General features: G+C 67.2%; 10 protein-coding genes. 4 read left to right on the top strand and 6 right to left on the bottom strand.

Annotated features, from left to right (window positions below; all coding sequences use genetic code 11):
- Position 1 precedes the first annotated feature (1 nt).
- Positions 2 to 3,451, top strand: coding sequence for a PT domain-containing protein (locus tag AC1RRC_RS29210; protein WP_493059196.1), 3,450 nt, complete (start codon positions 2 to 4; stop codon positions 3,449 to 3,451).
- Between the two features lie 11 nt (positions 3,452 to 3,462).
- Positions 3,463 to 10,794 (top strand): eCIS core domain-containing protein, encoded by a 7,332-nt coding sequence (locus AC1RRC_RS29205; RefSeq protein WP_493059195.1) that lies wholly within the window; start codon positions 3,463 to 3,465, stop codon positions 10,792 to 10,794.
- Positions 10,795 to 10,855: 61 nt separating this feature from the next.
- Here AC1RRC_RS29205 and AC1RRC_RS29200 read toward each other — a convergent pair whose 3' ends face one another.
- From AC1RRC_RS29200 to AC1RRC_RS29185, 4 genes are all read right to left on the bottom strand, one after another.
- A complete protein-coding gene (locus tag AC1RRC_RS29200; protein ID WP_493059194.1) occupies positions 10,856 to 11,536 on the bottom strand; it encodes a hypothetical protein in 681 nt (226 codons plus the stop codon).
- 84 nt (positions 11,537 to 11,620) lie between these two features.
- Positions 11,621 to 12,487, bottom strand: a complete 867-nt coding sequence (locus tag AC1RRC_RS29195; protein ID WP_493059193.1) for a DMT family transporter — start codon at positions 12,485 to 12,487, stop codon at positions 11,621 to 11,623.
- A 51-nt stretch (positions 12,488 to 12,538) separates the two neighbouring features.
- A complete protein-coding gene (locus tag AC1RRC_RS29190; RefSeq protein ID WP_493059191.1) occupies positions 12,539 to 13,444 on the bottom strand; it encodes a hypothetical protein in 906 nt (301 codons plus the stop codon).
- A gap of 17 nt (positions 13,445 to 13,461) precedes the next feature.
- A complete protein-coding gene (locus AC1RRC_RS29185; RefSeq protein WP_493059190.1) occupies positions 13,462 to 14,283 on the bottom strand; it encodes a substrate-binding periplasmic protein in 822 nt (273 codons plus the stop codon).
- Positions 14,284 to 14,421: 138 nt separating this feature from the next.
- Between AC1RRC_RS29185 and msbA the strand changes: the two genes are divergently transcribed.
- Complete coding sequence (msbA, locus tag AC1RRC_RS29180; protein ID WP_493059189.1) at positions 14,422 to 16,254, top strand: lipid A export permease/ATP-binding protein MsbA; 1,833 nt, start codon at positions 14,422 to 14,424, stop codon at positions 16,252 to 16,254.
- On the opposite strand, the gene AC1RRC_RS29175 is transcribed toward msbA, so the two are convergent.
- Together AC1RRC_RS29175 and AC1RRC_RS29170 are read right to left on the bottom strand one after the other, a co-directional pair.
- Positions 16,251 to 17,375, bottom strand: a complete 1,125-nt coding sequence (locus tag AC1RRC_RS29175; protein ID WP_493059188.1) for an AI-2E family transporter — start codon at positions 17,373 to 17,375, stop codon at positions 16,251 to 16,253. The genes msbA and AC1RRC_RS29175 overlap by 4 nt on opposite strands.
- Positions 17,376 to 17,442: 67 nt before the next feature.
- Complete coding sequence (locus AC1RRC_RS29170) at positions 17,443 to 18,351, bottom strand: c-type cytochrome (RefSeq protein ID WP_493059186.1); 909 nt, start codon at positions 18,349 to 18,351, stop codon at positions 17,443 to 17,445.
- Between the two features lie 138 nt (positions 18,352 to 18,489).
- On the opposite strand from AC1RRC_RS29170, the gene AC1RRC_RS29165 reads away from it, so the two are divergent.
- Complete coding sequence (locus AC1RRC_RS29165; protein WP_493059184.1) at positions 18,490 to 18,855, top strand: c-type cytochrome; 366 nt, start codon at positions 18,490 to 18,492, stop codon at positions 18,853 to 18,855.

Here is an 18,855-nt window from a genome sequence, read left to right as displayed (position 1 = left end):
CATGGCCAACAATATTGACTCTGCCAACCTGGCAGCCACGCTGACATTACAGGATGGGGTCGCGCACATCGAAGCGGGCACGCCGCTGACGCGGCTGCATTATTTCGACGGCAAATTCCTGCGCGCCGATGCGCTGACCCTGGAGCAGGATTACCACCGCAACCTGGTCCGGCTCAGCAACCTGGCCGGTGGCTGGGGCGTGGTGCATGGGCTGGGAATCGCGATGGGCGGCGGCAAGCTGACAGTCAGTCCCGGCCTGGCGATCACGCCGGCCGGCAGCACCGTGTTGTCGGGCGAGCCGTTTTCCGCCACGCTGGCGGAACTGGTCAAGCTGGCCCGGCCGGCACCGCCCGCCGGCAATGCGCAATTCGGCCATTGCGGCGGCGATGCCCCCACGGCGGCGGAAGCGCCCGCCAGCGGCCTGTATGAAATCACGGTGGGGCCGCTGGAGGGGCTGTGCGGCAATGAAGCGGTGTACGGCAAGCTGTGTGAAGACGCTTGCGTGACGGATTCCCAGCGGCCCTACTGGCGCGAGGGACTGGTGCTGCGGCTGCGCCCCATCACATTGAATCTTGCCGACAGCGCGGCTTTCCCGGCGGCCGCCATCCACTTGCGCAACCGCGTGGCATCGGCGTATTTCGCCGCTGAACCGTGGCTGGCCACGCCGCTGCTGAGCGCCGCCGGACTGGCCGGCGGCGTGTGGTGCAATCCGGCGCAACTGTATGGCCGCGATGAAGTGCCGATCGGTTTGCTGGCGCGGGAAGGCGACGGCGTGAAATTCATCGACGCGTGGAGCGCCCGGCGCGAACGCATGGATGCGCAGGCGCGGGGGTATTGGCAGGGCCGCATGGGCATGCGGCCCTGGAACGTTTTCATTGCGCAGATCTTGCAATTCCAGTGCCAGTTGTCCGGCCTGTTCGAAGCGGGGCAGCCGCTGCCGCCGGCCAGCGATTGCGACCAGTTGCGCAAGCTGCTCGACAAGACCCGCAAGGAACTGGAAGGCATGTTGAAGCGTTATGGCGAAAGTACGAAAAAAATCCTGATGCAGGCCGGCAAGCCCAGCGCCAAGGACGTGGAATCCGTGGCCGGCTATGTGAAGTCGTCCTTTGCGGAGCTCGACGGCTTGTCGCTGACATTGGCGGAGGCGGGCTTGGGCCAGGGGGCGTTGCCGAAAAACCGCATGCTGTTGCGCGCGGGCTTCATGGAATTGCCGCCGGCCGGCTATCTGCCGGTCGATCCCCGGATCGCGGTGGAGGACCAGTGCGGCCGCATGTTTGGCGAAGGCGTGCAACTGCACTACCACGCGGTGCGCACCGATGAAATCGGACACCTGGTGGAAGAAGCCCAGCATTTGCGGCGCATTTCACTGACGCGTGGGCTTGATAACCCGGCGGCGCAGGAACAGGTCGAAGTGTTCGTGCCGGACGGGATGGCCGCCGATGCCGCCAATGTGGCGGCCGGCATCTGGTGGCGCGCGCAACTCGATTACCGCGCCATCCTCGCGCTGATGCTGGTGGCGCCCAACGACGGGCAGCAGCCCACCCAGGCGCCGACGTCCGCGCCGACCTTTTCGCCCACCACGGCGCCCGGCTCCGGACCCACGTCGGCGCCGACCACGGCGCCGGTCAACAAACCGAAGCGCGCCAAGGCGGCGGAGCAGGCGGCGGACGGCGCGTCGTTCAGCGCGAACACCCCGCATACCGCAGGCTTCAGCCGGGGCCTGGCAGGCATGACGATGCTGCCGGCGCGCAGCAGCATTGCGTTTGACGGTTTGCTGCGCTCGCACCGTGGCGATGAAGGGGGCTATGCGTTCACGCTGGCCGCCGCGGCCGATATCAAGCAGGATCCGAATGGGCAAGCGTCCGGTTCCCGTGTTTTCCTGTATATCGCGGGTGACATCGGCGCCGATCCGTTTGCGCTGGGGCTGGGCGGTGAAGCGGCCGTGCGGGCGGAATTGCGGATGGCGGCGGGCGGCGACAGTGCGCAAGGCAATGGCATCACCTTGGCCGGGACCTTGACGGTGATTGATGTGCACAGCAATGGCGCCGGCGATGACGCGCGGCTGGTGCAAGTCGATATCCAGTCGGTCGAAGAGGGGGACGGGACGCCATCGGCGGCGCTGCGGCGCCTGAAGCTGGCATTGAAACGCAGCGGCGATGCGACGTCGGGCATGTTGCTGATCGACGATGACAAGCACGACCCGAAATCGAGCCCGGTCTTGTTTGACTGGGACGACCTGCCACGCCATGCGGCGATGTTTATCACGGTGAAGGGCGAGGCGGGCGGCACGGGCATTGCCTCGGGGGCGGCGGCAGGCGACACGGCGGGCAACGCGGCAGGCAACACCGCCGGCAATGCGGCAGACGGGCAGGCACCCTTGCCGGACCAGCAAGTGATGAACCTGACCGGCCTGACGGCCATGCCGCAGCCGTCGTCGGGCGTGGGCGCGGCGGCCATGTCCACCCTGGCGGCGCTGGCGGAAGCGGACGGCGATCCCGCCTTCCTGCTGCGCGCGCGGCGCCGCCTGTTCCCGCTGCTCGATGCGCCGAAAACCCAGACCGTGCGCGCGCTGCACGACTGGGTCATGTTCCGGCGCGCCCGCACCCACCTGTGCGCGCCGGCCTGCACGCCGGCCGCCACCGGATACGAGGGCTTCCTGGTGTGGCATTTGCGGCTGGAAGACGCGGGCCAGGCGCAGGCGCTGGCCGAGGCGCTCGACAAGGGCGATGAGGGGACGGTGGACCAGTTCACCTATAAAAAGGTCGGCATCTTGCGCTACCTGGGGGAAAGCAGCGTGTCGGAAGAAAGCGCGGACGCGGTGCTGGCCATGTGGAAGGCGGCGCAGCCTGGCGGCAAGGTCTTGCTGGGCCGGGTGTGGGAACGCACCCCGACGGCGGGACAGGGCTGGCAAAACCATTTCCGCGTCCGCAATATGCTGGACCAGATTGCCAGCATCACGCAACCGCCGCCACGCGGCGACAGTTCGGTGGCGGCCATCGCCTTGCCGTCGCGGCGGCTCGGGGACAGTGCGTTTGACGGCGGCATGCTGATCGTCACCGGTGGCGGCGAAGCCAAGGTGCGCAAGGCGGTGGTGGTGTTTGCCGGCTACGACGCTCCGAACCATTTCCCGCAACAGGACGATCCCTGGAAACCGTTTGATTTCAGTGGCAACGCGCCGCAGGGAACCGTGGTGGGTGAATTCATCAAGGCGCTGCCGGAAGACTTCCCGCACGGCGTCACGCTGGCCACGGTCAAGGAGGTGGACCAGCCGGGGGCCGCGCAGCGCCTGGCGTCGGTCGTCCAGTTGGTGGAAACCGTGGGCAAGCCGCCCGTGCCGGCGGCACGCCGGCAAGTGGTCCCGCTCAGCACGCAAGACAAGGCGATGTTGCTGCGCACCCTGGCCATCAGGGCCGACGAGTTTGACGATATTGTTTTCCTTGAACGGAATTAGGAGCATGCGCCATGGCCGCCGCCCCACCTGTGGCAGACACGAAAAAGCCGGCGGCGCCCGCCAAGCCGCAGGGTAAGGACAAGGCGGCCGGTCCGGGCGCGGCGAAAGGCGCGCAGCCGGAAGGCAAGGGCGCCGGCGGCCAATCCACGGACAGTCAATCCACCGGCGCGAAGGTGGCCGGCGGCGGCGCCGCGCAGGGCAAGGCGGCTGGCGGCCAGGCGCCAGCAGGAAAAACCGGCGGCGGCAAGGCCGGCGGACAATCCGGCCAGGAAGCTGCCGGAGCCGGGGCGACGGCCACGGCGGGTGGCGCGAAAGGCCCAGCGGCGGACACCCCGGGCCAGCGCTTCGACCGCATGGCGGTGCGCGCCAAACTTGCCGTCAGCGAACCGGGCGACGCGGTCGAGCGTGAAGCGGACGCGGTCGCCGACAAGGTCATGCGCATGCCGGAACCGGCGGCGGCGGGCAAGCAGCCGCAGGCCGCGCCGCAGGGCGGGAGCGGTGTCCAGCGCAAGTCCGCCGAACCCCAGTCCGGCGGCGGTCCCAAACAGCCATCCGCGCCGCCGCAACCGTCGGTGCAGCGCAAAACAGCGGAACAACAGTCGCCGCCCGGCGCCAAACAGCCCGCCGCGCTGGCCGGGCAGTCAAACGTCCAGCGCAAGGCTGCCGAACAGCCGGCAGGCGGCAAGCAGGCGGCAGGGGCGCAAACAACAGTCCAGCGCAAGGCCGATAACGCAGCGCCTGCCGCGCCCGCCGCGCGGGACGGAGCCGGCGCAACGCCCGACAGCACGGAAGGCATCGTCTCCCGCCTCGGCCCGGGCGAAGCATTGGACCCGGATACGCTGGCGTTCTTTGAAAAACGCCTGGGCCACGACCTGGCCCACGTCCGCATCCACACCGACCCGGCCGCCGCGCTGTCGGCGGCACAAATCCAGGCCCGCGCCTTTACTTACGGCAGCCACGTGGCCTTTGCCGCCGGCCAGTACCAGCCGCAGACGGAACCCGGCAAACGCCTGATCGCCCACGAACTGGCGCACGTGCTGCAACAGACCGGCGGCAGCATTTCGCGCATGCTGATGCGCACGCCCGCTGCGGCGCCGGCCGCCGGTGGCGCGGCGGGGGAATTTGAAGTGTCCCATGCGGAACTCGAAGTCCCGCCCATCAAGGCGCGCCACCTGGGCGGCTATGGGGCGCTGGCGACGCCGGGCAAATTGCGGCGCAAGGGCGCCTATGACGCCAGTACCCGGGGCACCAAGCAGATCGGGGTCTGGACCGGGGCGGTCAAGCCGGACCTCAATAAAATCCCCGCCGCGCGCCGGCCCAGCGCGGCGTCCGGTTTCGACCTGCACCTGGAAACCGGTGGCGGCGCCGCCTCGAAAGTCATCAAGGCCGCCAGCCAGGAGGAACTGACCCGGTTGCTGCAAATTCCCACCTGGGATGGCGCCGGCGCCGATATCCAATACCAGGTCGACCACATGGTGGAATTCCAGCTGGGCGGTCCCGATGCGATAGAAAACATGGAATTGCTGAACCAGGCCCACAACGGCAGCGTGGGCAGCTCGTTCAGCCACGGCATCAAGCGCACGGTGCGCGAGGAAATCCAGGCCGAACCCGCGAAACCCGCGCTGGCCGGGTATGCGGGACCGAAAAACAGCGCCGGCGAACCCACCGCCGAAGGCGTGATGGAAGCCATGACCATTGTGTTCAAAAAGGTCAAGGGCCGGGCGCGCGAATCCAAGCGTAAGGAAGGCGGCTCCACCTACTGGAGCAAGGAACAGATCGAAGCGCTGGACCACGTGATTCCGCGCCTGGGGGCCACCGGTGACCTGGCGGGCACGGAAACCAGCTTTGCCTTGCTATCGCCGACCGGCAACCTGCTGGTGGCGCAATTGCCGCACGGGGCCAGCCAGAACAAGATCGCCATCGGTGGCAACCAGTCGGGCGGCATGGCGGGCTTTAAAATGAAGCAGCTGACCCTGGTTGCCGGCTACAAGGACCTGGCGGCGGGCGCCAATGTCGGCACCCTGGAAGGGATATTGGACTTCGGCCCCGCCGTGGCGATCCCGGCGGGCAATGTCAGCGTCGGGGTGTCGCAGCATGCGCCCGGAAAATATGCGGGGCGGCTGGGCACGGCCAGCGGCGACGGCGTGCCGAACCAGGTGGATTTCAAGCCGATGAGTCCCTTGAAACTGTCCGGCATCACCTTTGGCAAGAGCGTGTTTGGCAAGGCGATGCTGGAACCCAGCCATCCGGCCCTGTCCGGATTGCAAATCCCGGCGCAAATCCAGGATGGCAAACTGGGCTTGTTCCACACCATCGACGCCACGGCGCTGGCGGGCAAACTGAAGATCCCCGGCGTGACCATCGATTCGGCCGGCATCACGCTGGGCTATGACGGGTCGGAATTTTCAGTGGCTGGCGGCGCGGAATTCACAATCCAGAAGTTCGGCACCGGCTTCCTCAACGCCTCCGTTGATACCGGCAAGAATTTTGAGCTGGAAGGCGGCTTCCGCGCCGATACGCGGCTGTTCGACAAAGCCGACATGAAGCTGTGGTACCGCAGCAAGGGCGGCTTTGGCGGCGCCGGTACCCTGGCCATCACCAAGCCCGGCAAGATCAAGGGACTGAAAAGCGCCAGCCTGACGGCGAAATATGAAGATTCGGTCTTCACTGCGACGGGCGATGTGCAGCCGGACATTCCCGGCTTGAAGGCCGCCTCGCTCAGTGTGACCTACAAGGACAATGCGCTCGATATCACCGGCAAACTGGCCATCGACGACAAGGTGCCGGGCGTGGAAAAAGCCGACATCACAGTCAACCTCAAACAGGCCGATGCGGGCTGGAAAGTCGGCGCCAGCGGGCTGGTCACGCCCAAGCTGCCGGGCCTGTCGGGCGCGCAGCTGGCGTTCACCTATGATGATGGTGAAGTGCTGCTGGAAGGGGAATTTTCCGTCAAAAAGGGGCCGCTGGACGGCAAGGTCAAGGCCGGCGTCACCAATGCCGAAGTCGATGAGAAGGGCGCACGCAAAGGCAAAGGGTCGGGCGACAAGTTCGTGGTCTATGGCGCGGCGGACATCAAGGCGGAATTTATCAAGGATAAACTGGACGGCACGCTGAAATTGCGGCTGCTGACCGATGGCACGGTGCGCGTGGGGGGCGGCCTGAAATCAAAGGATTTCGAGGTCTTCCCGAAGTACCCGAAAGATGGCGGCGAGTTTTTCAACAAGACCTTTTCAACGCCGCCGGTGCCGTTGCCCGGCCTGGGTTTTTCAGTCGGCAATGTCAGTGTCGGCATCACATTTTCCGCGTCGGTGACGGCCAAGGCCTATGCCAGCATCGGGCCGGGCAAACTGACCGGCGTCGGCGTGGAAGTCGAGGAATTCGATCCGGCCACGGTGGACTTCAATACGTTGAAACTCAAGGGCGGCGCGAAATTCGAAGTATATGGCTCGGCCGGATTTGGCGCGGACGCCAAGATCAACCTGATTTTCGGCGCCGCCGTGGCGGAACTGGTCGGCAGCGTGGGCGTGGAAGCCAAGGCCGGCATCCCGGACGATAAACCGATTTTATCGGCGAAGTCCGATTTCACGTACAGCCAAAATGACGGCCTCGATATCACCAACACGTTTAATGTGAACTTGCAGCCGGAATTGAAATTCCGCCTGTTTGGCCAGGTGGAGGCGCGCCTGAATGTGGTGGTGGACACCATCACGGTCTGGAAAAAGGACTGGACCCTGGCGGAGGCGGCTTACAAGCTGCCGGTCGGGATCAACGCCACCGGGGCCATGGGCTACAACACCAAGACCGGCAAATTGCGCCCCGAAAGTCCGTCCGATGCGATCAAGGTGGAAAAGCCGTCGCTCGACGCGGACACCATGAAGGATGTCGTGCTGGGCAATTCCGCGCCGCCGAAAGTCGCGTCCGACGCCAAGGGCGGCGAAGCGCCGGCCACCAATGTCAACCCGCGCCTCGATCCCGGCAAGGGCGCGCCCGGCGCATCGTCGGCGCCGGTGGGCGACGATATCGTCGAGCGGCTCGGCGCGGGGGCGCCGCTTGACGACGCCACGCGCGGCGAATTCGAACAGCGCTTCAAGACTGATTTAAGCCAGGTGCAAATCCATACCGGGCCCAAGGCCGTGGCGGAAAGCAAGGCGCTGCATGCGCAAGCGTTCACGGTGGGCTCCCATATCGCGTTCAACGATGGCGAGTTCCGGCCCGACACGCCACAGGGCAAGCAATTGCTGGCGCATGAACTGGCGCACGTGCTGCAACAGCAAGGCGGCGCCGCGCGCAAGGTGATGCGCCAGCACCGGGCCGGACCGCCACCGGCGCCGGCGGCGGGCGACACCGCATCGGCCAGCGGTTCCGGCAGCGGCGCGGCGCCAACCACCGGTGGCGCCGGCGGCACGGGCGGAACAGGCGGAACAGGCGGCACGGGCGCCACCGGCGGCGCATCCGGCGCGGGCGGGCGCGGCCAGATCGTCGTGCCGAACATGAAATTGCCCGGCCTGAAATACAGCACGGCCGAGGAAAACAGCCACCGCAAGCTGGCCTACGACACGGCGCTGGGCAACACGCTGGTGCGTCCGGCCGGCTACCGCCGCGCCGACATCGATTCGCGCCAGCGCACCTTCTGGAACCGCGCCACGCCGGCGGCGGACATGCGCGCGGCGCTGGGCGCCAAGGCGCGCAACCTGGACCCCGACAAGGTGTATGTGGCGGTGCCGAAATCGCTGACCCTGGCCAGTGCGGGCCGCCACGTGCTGGTGGGCGCGCCGAACGAACTGGCGCTGGCCCTGCGCCAGCCACGCTGGGACCGTCAGGGCGAGCCCGACCTGCACCCGTTTGAAATCGACCATATTGTGGAATTGCAGGTGGGCGGCGGCGGCTTCGACCGGCTGGACAACCTGGAATTGCTGGAGCGCAGCGCCAACGGCGCCTCCGGCAATGCCGTCGACCGTTTCATGGACGAAGCGCTGGGCGATTACCTGCGTTCGCCGGAAGCGGCGGGCTTGCCGGCGGAAGACCGCCAGCTGGAAGTGCTGAAACGCCAGTACCGCGTACACTTTCAGGCGTTTACGGCGCAGGGCGCGCCGGCCACCGGCAAGCGCTGGACCCTGACCGAAGTGCAGGGCGGCGATCCCGCCGAGGGCTTGCGCATCTATGATCCGTCCGACCTGCTGAGCGGCGCGCCGACCGATCCGAACGCCATCGTGCGCCCGTGGCCACGGGGTGTCGACGCCACCCGCTATACGGGTTCGCCGAACATGCTGGTGCTGTATCCCAGCGTCCGTGGCGGCCAGCCGCGCGATGTGCCGCTGCGCGACGGCCAGCCGGCCGATCCGGCCGGGGTCTTGCGCAGCTGGCTGCCGGGCCTCGATGTCAGCGGCCTGTCGTTGACCCTGGGTGGCGGCGATGGCCTGGTGGGCCGTATCCGTGGCCGCCTGGTGCATGTGCAGCTGGCCGAATCGGCCCGCATCGATGTCGATATCCCGATCCGGCGCCGGCGCGGGCTGGCCAATGCCGGCGTGCTCGACACCGAAGCGCTGCAAAGCCGCTTTGAAAACCTGTTGCGCGAAGGCGGCGTGCGCGGCCTCAGCCCGGTGGTGGTCGATGAAGTCGATGTGATTCCCGGAATCGGCCTGTATATCGGCGGCCGGGTGCAGCCGACCGTGGACCTGATCCGCGATGCGGAACTGGATTTCCAGGTGCGCGGCAGTGAATTGATGGTGTCGAAAACGTTTTATGGCGGCGATATCAACCTGGGCGGGCCGCTGCGCATCGACAGTTCCGACTTGACGGTGGGGATCGGCACCCGCACCGGCCTCAATGTCGGCGGCGGTATCGCGTTTTCCATCGCCCACCTGGGCGAAGGGACGCTGCGCGGCGCGGGCCGCTCCGGCGAATTCGCGGTCGACGGCCAGTTCGCCTTCGACCGTGACCTGTTCGACGCGGACGCGACCATCAATCTGTCGTACCGGCGCGGCGCCGATGCGCCCGACGGCAAGCTGTCCGGCAGCGGCACCGTGCATATCGGCGAAGGCAAGGTGCGCGGCATCCGCAGCGCCACCGTGGAAGCGTCGTTCGATGGCGAACAGCGTTCGCTGCAAGGGACGGCGGAAATGGATATCCCCGGCGTGGAATCGGCTTCGCTCGGCGTCGCATTCTCGCCGGAAGGCGGCACCACCATCACCGGCGACGCCCACTTCCGCGACCAGCCCGGCATCCGCAATGGCCGCATCAGCGCCACCCTGGCGCAGGGCGACCATGGCTGGACCATGTCGGCGCGCGGCAGTGCGGAAGCCACGTTTGCCGGGGTGTCCGCCACCCTGGACGCCAGCTATGACGATGGCTTGTTCAAGTTTTCCGCCGAGGCGCCATTCGAAGCGGGGCCGGCCAGCGGCAGTGTGCTGCTGGGCGTCACCAATGGCGACGTGGACGATGACGGCAATGTCTCGCCGGCGGGCGACGGGGCCGGCGCGACAGAGTTGAAAGGTTTTGGCAACGGCACCGTCAATGTGCGGCTGACCGACGAATTGCAGGGCGGTGTCGGCCTGAAGGTGCGGCCGTCCGGGCAAATCCTGGTGTCGGGCCGGATCGGCATACCGGGGCGGGTGGAATTGTTTGGCCAGTATCCGGCGCCGGAACGGGCGCGGCGCGAACTGTTCCACATGCCGACGGTGTCGGTTCCGCTGCTCGGTTTTGCGGTTGGCGGCAATACCGTGGGCGTGGCGCTGACCATCAATGGCCGCATCACCGGCTATGCGCACGTCGGGCCGGGCGCGCTGACAGAAGCCGAAGTGCTGGTCGATGACTTCGATCCGGCCCAGCCGGAATCGCTGCGCGTGACGGGCGCCGCGACCTTTGATTTGCCGGCCCAGGCGGGTGTGGAAGCCGGGCTCGATGCGGGCGTGTCGCTGGGGGCGGCCGTGGTGCGCGCCACGGCGGGCATCAATGTGTCGGCGGCGGCGGGCGTGGAAGCCCATGTGACGCCGCACGTGGACCTGGACTGGTCGCAGGATGACGGCTTGCACGTGCATGGCGACTTGAACGCGTCGCTGTCGCCGCAATTGCGTTTCAGCTTGAATGGCTACGCGGAACTGGTGGCCGATGCGTTTGTCACCAGTTTCACGCTGTGGCGGCAAGACTGGAACCTGGCCGAACGCACGATCGGCAGTGCGCTGTCGCTGGGCTTGAATGTGCCGGTCGATTACTACAGCGACGACCGGGGTGTCGTGTTCGACCCGGAACAGGTGACGTTCACGGTGCCGGAGTTGGATGCCGATACGCTGGGTGCGCTGCTCGATGAAGGCAGTGCGCATACCGAAGGCAATCCGCCCGCGTGATCGTGGCGCGGCGGCCGGATGGCATGACGCGGAGGCTGCGCGGCCCCATGACAGCCGCGCGCTACCACTTGCAGCCCTGGTCTTTTTTGTCGGTCAGCACCTGCGCCGCGATGAGCAGCGGCGCCAGGATGCCGGAGCCCGCGGCGGACATCAGGCAGCCCGGGCGCGCCGCCTGCTTGATGCCGTTACCGAGTTCGTTTTCAGCGGCCAGGCCGTTGACGGGTTTGTCGCGCAATTGCGCGACGGCGGGATCGTCCTTGCCGGCCTTGGCCACGGCCAGTTTGCGCGCGGATTTCAGCGCGGCCGTGGCGTCAAAGGTACCGGGGGATTTGGACGGCGGTACGGCGAAGGGATCGGGGGCATCGGCGGCAGCATGCGCGGGGGCGGCCGGCATGACGGTGATGGCGGTCGCTTCATGCTGGCGTTCGCGTTCCTTGTCCTCGTCCTGCTTCGGGCGAGGCGCGGGCTGTGCCCGGACCGGCGCCTGCGCCAGGGTGGGGGCCTTGTCGCGCACCTTGGGGGGCGTGACCGGGACGGCAACACGCGGCTGGACCGGTTCAGTGACCGGCTCCGGTTTAGCCGCCGGCGTGGGCACCAGACTGACCGTCAGCCAGCGCACCGGTTGCGCCACCGGCGGCGCGGGCCGCTGGGTCATGAACAGCGCCAGCAATCCCGCGTGGATCAGCAGCGATATGACAAGGCCGGGCGCCAGCGACCGGCTGCGGTACGGTTCAATCTTCACGGCATGTCCTGCCACAGCGAAAAGGTCAGTGTAGCACTGACAATTATCAAGATAGAAAGTTGTTACAATTACTGACAAGCATCCTTACACCGCATGGGGCCGCGCCGGCGACAAGCTGGCCAGCAGCACCGCGCCGATGATCAGCGCACCGCCCAGCACCACTTGCGGCGCGGGCGCCGTGCCAAACGCGAACCACGCCAACATGATCGCATACACGGGTTCCATGCTGATGACGACCGCCACGGTCTGCGCTTTCACGGTGTCCAGCGCTTGCAGGAAAATGGTATAGGCCAGCCCGGTGCAGACCGCGCCCAGCAACGCCAGCAACAGCCAGTCGCGCGCGGCCAGTCCGTCCAGCGCACCGATGCTGAACGGCGCGATGGCAACGCAGGCCGCCAGGCATTGCCACCAGCACGATTGCGCACTGCCCGCCCCAGGGGAATGGTAGCGGTTCACCACCGCGATGCCCGCGTAAATCGCACCCGACAGTATGCCCCACAGCAAGCCAGCGGTGCCGGCGTCGGCCAGCGAAAAGCGCGGCGTGATCAGCGCCATCCCGGCCGTCACCAGCATCAGCACCAGCACGTCGCGCGCCGGGGGACGGCTGCGCAGGATCAGGGCTTCGAGCAGCGCGACAAAGACGGGAAACGATGCGAACCCCAGTGTGGCCAGCGCCACGCCACCGTATTGGACCGCCATGAAAAACGTCACCCAGTGCAGCGCCAGCATCGCGCCCAGTACGCACAGGATCGCGATCCCGCGCGGCGCCAGTCCCCGCCACGGCGCCTGGCGCACCCATGCCGCGACCAGCGACAGGGCCAGCACGGCAAATACCGTGCGCCCGAATACAATCGCGACCGGCCCCACGTGGACGGCTTCGCCGAACAAGGCGGTGCTGCCAAACAGGATGGCGGCAAGGTGCAGGCGGAACAGGGCGCTGGCGCGGGACATGGGCGGCGGTCGAAGGTGGCGGCTGGGACCGCCATTTAACCCGAAGCTTTACTATTTGCCAACCACTTGCGGAACAGGTTGCCCCAGTTTCGCCGCCGCCGACTGATAAGGCTCGGAGACGCGGACCGCGCCGATGGCGTCCCACAGCGCGTCGACCGCCATCGGGTGGGCCTGGTAATACGCTTGCGTCACGATCAGGTAATGGCGGTTTTCGCTGAATGGCGCGGGTAGCGCTTCAATCATGCCGGCATAGCGCGGCTGGCGCAGCAGCGGCGCCACATCGGTGTCGATGCCCACCATGGCGTCGCCCCGGCCCGCCAGCAGTTTTTCCAGGTTTTGCAGGTCGCTGCCCGCCTCATTGTCAAAGTCGACATCGAGCTGGCGCAGGCGGTCGGTGATGGCAACGAAGGCGTGTCCCACCAGCACCGGCTTGGCCAGCCCGGAAAATCGTTCGCCATCCCAGCCGGCGTTGCTGCCGGTGCGCCGGTAGACGACTTGCCGGATGGTGGCGACGGCGCGCGCCGGGTCGGGCGCGCCGGCCGCCATCGGCAGCGCGAATTCACTGGTGACGGTGGGGCCGGGCGCGGCGGCGGCATAGGCATGCACGATGCCGCTGCGCATTTCGGCCAGGCAGCGCCGGGTCGGGGCGCGGTACAGGCGCAGGTTCATTCCGGCCCGCCGGGCGGCCATGCGCATCAGCAGCGGCACCGTGCCACCGCCATTGGCCAGCAGGTGTGGCGGGTGGGGCTGTTCCTCCATGCACACCACCATCGACGGCGCCGCCGGTTTGACCGTGGCCCCGGATTGCGCGGCGCATGGCGGCGCGGCCAGCAGGGCGCCAAGGACGGCCGCGCACGCGGCGGTGTGCCGCGGCGCGCGGTGGGACAGGGTGGCGCGGTACAGGACGGCGCGGAGCGCCGTAACCCCGGGTGCTTGGCGGAAATCGTCAGCGTGCATGGCCGGCCCCGGGCTGCCTAGCGGATCCGCACCGAATCGAGCGGCACGTTCAGCGCGTCGTAGTAATGGCGCTGGATCAGCGTGGCCAAGGTGCCGTCGCGCACCATGCTGTCCATCGCCTGTTCCAGCTTGTCCAGGGTAGCCGCATCGACCGACCGTTTCGACACGCCGACATGGCGCGCGCTGGCGTCGGGCACGCGGTACGCGGCTTTGACGAGTTTGTTGCGCAGCGCCAGGCGCGCCACCTGCGCCTCGCCCTGGTCTTCCGCCACCACCACCGTGTCGAGCCGGCCCAGCGCGAGCTTGCGGAAATTCGCTTCCGTCAGCGGCACTTCTTCCTTGGCCAGCGCCTTGTCGCTGTCAAACGGTTCGAAATACGCGGCGCCGGAGGTGACGCCGATGTGCAGTTGCGCCAGGTCCGCATATTGCCGGATATCGGGGCCCTGGCCGCGCAGCACATAAAACACCTTGTCGGAACTGTGCTCGCGGTACGGGGTTTTCAGGAAATGCAGGTAGCGCCGCCGTTCTTGCGTGTCGCGCACGCCGATGACGATATCGGCCTGGCCCTGTTCCAGCATGAACAGGCAGCGTCTCAGCGGGCAGTTGCGGAATTCCAGCGCCAGGTCCGCACGGCGCGCCAGCTCCCGGATGATTTCCGTGTAGGCGCCGCCATAGACACCCTGGTGACGGGTTTTCCACGGCAGTAACTCTTCAAAGGCAAACACCAGCTTGCCGGCGGCCGTGGCGGGCTGGCACGCCAGGGCCAGCAGGAAGGCGGCCAGCAGCGCGCCGCCGGCGTGCCGGCGGAAGGGAGGGAAAAGGCGGCGAGGGTGGTGCAAATTTCCTCCGGGGCGGGTTGAGGGCGAGTAAAACATGCCGTTTGCGCAAGGTCAATCCCCGGCCTGCGATGCGCTGCCAGTGGGAAGCCCGGGGGAAGGCGGGTACAATGCACACTTTCGTCCCGAACAAGATTCACAGTGCAAAGCCGCCAACTCTATTTCCGCCTGCTGGGCGAGTTCCGTCCTTACCTGGGCGCCGTGATTGCCACCCTGGTGGCGGTGGGGGTTGCCTCCGCCACCGATGTGTTGCTGATCCGCCAGTTGCAAAATGTCGTGGATGCGCTGCGTCCCGGCACCACGGCGTCGCTGGGCGCGGTGGCCGGCCCCGCCACCGGCTTGCTGGCCATGGTGCAGGGCTGGATGGACTGGCTGCTGCCGGGCGATCCGGCGCAGGCGGCGCTGTGGAGCATCCCGCTGGTGATCATGGGGCTGGCGTTCATGCGCATGGTGTCGAGCTTTTCCGGCGACTATGGCTCGTCCTGGCTCAGCAACCGGGTCCAGGCCAATTTGCGTGAAAGCATGTTCGCACGCATCTTGCGCCTGCCGAACCGGTATTACGACCAGGCGTCCACCGGCACCACCCTGTCGCGGGTGGCCTACGATGCCACGCAGGTGGCGCAGGCCGGCCTGTCGGTGGTGAACGTGTTCGTGCGCGATTCGGTGGCGACCATCGGTTACCTGATTTCCCTGTTTACCATCGACTGGCAACTGGCCAGTTTTTGCCTGGGCCTGCTGCCGCTGGTGGCGGCGGTGGTGACGGTCGCGGGGCGCCGCATGCGCCGCTTGGCCGAAGATACCCAGACTTCCATGGGGGAATTGACGCGCGTGCTCGATGAAAGCATCGGTGGCCAGCGCGTCGTGAAGATTTTCGGCGGCCAGCATTTCGAACAGCAGCGTTTTCACAAAGTCGTCAAGCACAACCGCCAGCTGGCCGTCAAACACTCGGCCACCGCGGCGCTGAACTCCGGCATCATCATGATGCTGGTGGGGATGACCTTGTCGGCCGTGATTTACTTTGCGCTGCTGCGCGCGCAGGCCGGCGCGCTGACGCCGGGCGCCTTTGTCGCGTTCATGGGTTCGCTGATGGCAATGCAGTCGCCGATCAAGAATCTCACCAAGATCAACGAACCGCTGCAGCGTGGCCTGGCCGCCGCCAAATCCGTGTATGGCCTGATCGATGCGCCGGCCGAGGTGGACCAGGGCACGCGCGCATTGCAGCGGGCCGAGGGCCGCATTGCCGTGCAGGGCGTGAGCTTCCGCTACAACCCGAACGACCCGGACGCGGCGCCCGCGCTGCGCGGCGTGTCGCTCGACATCGCGGCAGGTGAAACCGTGGCGCTGGTGGGCGGTTCGGGCAGCGGCAAGACCACCCTGGCCGGTTTGCTGCCGCGTTTTTATGACGTGGGCGAGGGCCGCATCCTGCTCGATGGCCACGACGTGCGCGATTACCGTTTGACGGATTTGCGCTCCCAGATCGCGCTGGTCAGCCAGGACGTGGTGCTGTTCAACGATACGCTGGCGGCCAATATCGCCTATGGCGACGCGGCGCCGGACCCGGCCCGCGTGGAAGCGGCCGCGCGCGCGGCCTATGCGCACGATTTCATCATGAAGCAGCCGCAGGGCTATGCCACCGAAGTCGGTGAAAACGGCTTGCGGCTGTCGGGCGGCCAGCGCCAGCGCCTGGCCATTGCGCGCGCGCTGTACAAAGATGCGCCGATCCTGATCCTGGACGAAGCCACCAGCGCGCTCGACACGGAATCGGAACGGCAAGTGCAGGCGGCGCTGGAAGTGCTGATGCGCGGCCGCACCACGCTGGTCATCGCGCACCGCCTGTCCACCATTGAAAAAGCCGACCGGATTGTCGTCATGGAGTCGGGCCGTATCGCGGAAGCGGGGCCGCATGGCGCGCTGCTGGCGCAGGGCGGCCACTATGCGCGGCTGTACCAGACCCAGAAGCAGGTGACGGCCTAGGGATGGCTGTTGTCACCCAGGATATCCTGCACATACAGCATCGTCACCAGCACCATCAGCGCCGCCGTCAGCGGCGTGGCCAGCGCCACGCCGGCCAGCCCGAACACGGCGCCAAACAGTACTTGCATTGCAATCGTCAGCGCGGGCGGCAGGGCCACCGTGCGCTGGTCGATCAGCGGCTCCACCAGGTAACCCTGCACCAGCTGGATGCCGCCAAACAGCAGCGCCACGTACAGCGCCTGTTCCGGGCTGGCGGAAAACGCGATCAGCAACGCCGGCACGCCCGCCATCAGCGGTCCCAGATAGGGTATGAAATCGAGCAGTCCGGCTATGATGCCCAGGATTAGCGCCAGCGGGATGCCCAGCAGCGACAGGCCGACCGCGGTCAGGAGGCCGGCCACCAGCATCGACAGGGCTTTGCCCATCAGCCATTTCGCCAGCGTGCCGCCCAGCTGGTCCAGCACTTCACGGGCGCGCGGGCGGCGCCTGGGCGGCACCAGCCGCACCATGCCGTCGATGTAGAGGCGCGGCCGCGCCGCGAAATAGACCCCGGCAAACAGGATGATCAGGGTATTGCCCAGCGCCCCCAGCACACCGGAAAAGAACAGGCCTGCATTGGGCGCCAGCGCGGCCAGCTGGCTGGCGATCTGTTTATTGCTGGGCAATTCGGCCAGCAGGGATTTCAGGCGCGGATAGCGCGCCAGCGTGGCGCGCACCTGGTCCAGTGACGTCGGCACCACCTGGGCGAGGTGGCTGGCCTGTTCCGACAATTGCGGCGCCATCAGCCAGCCGGCCAGGCCCAGGGTGGCGGCCATCAGGCCGGTGACCAGGGCCAGCGCCGCCGTGTGCGAGCGCAGGCGCAGGCGGCGCTGCACGGCGCTGCTCAATGCGTGCAGCAGGATGGCGAACAGGATGCAGGCAAAGATCAGCAACAGCGCGTCGGCGGCGAACCACAGGCCGGCCAGTGTCAGCAGGAACAGTGCGGCAAGGCCGTCCACCAGCACGACGCGGTGCAGGAAACTGCGTTCGGCCGGGGCGGTAGCGCCGGGCGGCGCCGCGCCCGCGCCGGAAGGCGGCGCCGGGGCATTGTCCTGGGGAGCCTGGTCTGATCGCTGATCCATGCCCCATCATTGCGCATTTCCGCGCCGGGCGACGCACGCTCAGGCAGGCTGTTCAGCAAGCCAGCCCTTAGTCCAGCGTCCGCAGGTAGGCCGCGATGTCGCGTGCGTCGCGCTCCGTGACGCCCATTGCCGGCATCGCGGTGCGCGGATCGACGCCTTGCGGGGTGCGGATCCAGCGCACCATGTTGTCTGGCGTGTTCGGCAACGTGCCTGCTATTAATGTCCGGCTGGCAATGCCGGCCAGGGGCGGGCCGATATGAACCCGGCTGCCGGTAATCCCGGGAATCATGTGGCAGGCATGGCAGGCATATTGCGTTAAGGCTACTTTGCCACGGCGCGCGTCGGGCAATGCCGGCTGGCCGGGTGGCGGCGCCGATGCCGATGCCGCCATGTGCGGCCCGCCCGGCACGGCTGGCAGCGGCGCGGAGTCGTGCTGGTGCGCCGCGCCTGCCGTGTCCAGTGCGGCGGCATACGCGGCGGGCGTCAACCGGGGCAAACGCCCCAGGAAAGCCACGACATCCCACAGGGCTTGTTCGCTCAAATGAAATTCCCACGCCGGCATGCCGCTCATTTTGATGCCATGCCGGGTAATCCAGTACAGCTCGGCGGGTTCCCATTTCCCTGCCGCATCGATCAGGCCCCCTGGCGCCGGCTGCATGCTCATCGCGTATGGTTGCGGCGCGACGCCCGGTGCGCCATGGCAGCCGGCGCAGCGCGCGGCATACACGGCGGCGCCTTGTTGCGCACGCAAGTCGCCGAGTGCGGGCGGCTGGATTGCCGCGGCCTGCCTTCGTACCGACGCGCGCATGGTGGCTTCCAACACGCTGTGGGTCAGCTGGAAATGCTGGTCGGTCGACGCCACGTCATATAGTCCCAGCCCGACCACCGCACCGCCCACCGCCACGGCCGCCAGCGCCAGCGCGGTGGCGGTCAGCGCGGCGCAGCGCAGGGTGTTCCGATTCGTGTATCGAGCCATCGCACGGTTGCACCATCGTTAAGTTGCCATTGTTAAGCTGCCATGGTTTAGTTGTTACTGCGCCGCTGTTGTACGTCAAGCCATGTTGAATCATTGTATGCTGGGTTGGATTTTCATCAGGACACGCCAGGACGCCCCATGCCATTGCGCCACGCGATAGCCATGCTGACCCTGGCGGCCGTGACGGCCGCCCGAGGCGCCCCTGCCAGTGAAGTGTTGCAAAATGGAAATGTCGACCGGGGGCAGCGCTTGCTGGGCCAATACCAGTGCGCCAGCTGCCACCGCATTCCCGGTGTGGAGGGGGCGCAACGCCAGGCCGGTCCGGCGCTGGCTTCCCTCGGGCGCGCCGCCTATCTCGCGGGCCACTTGCCGAACACCCCCGCCATGCTGGCCCGCTTCGTGCAAAACCCGCCGTTGCTCAAGCCGGGTACGATGATGCCGGTGCTGGGCGTCACCCCGGCGGATGCGCGCGACATGGCGGCGTATTTGCTGCGCCTGCGCTGA

It is taken from the genome of Pseudoduganella sp. GW821-FHT12E03 (assembly GCF_058807115.1).
This window is presented reverse-complemented; position numbering and strand designations above follow the sequence as displayed.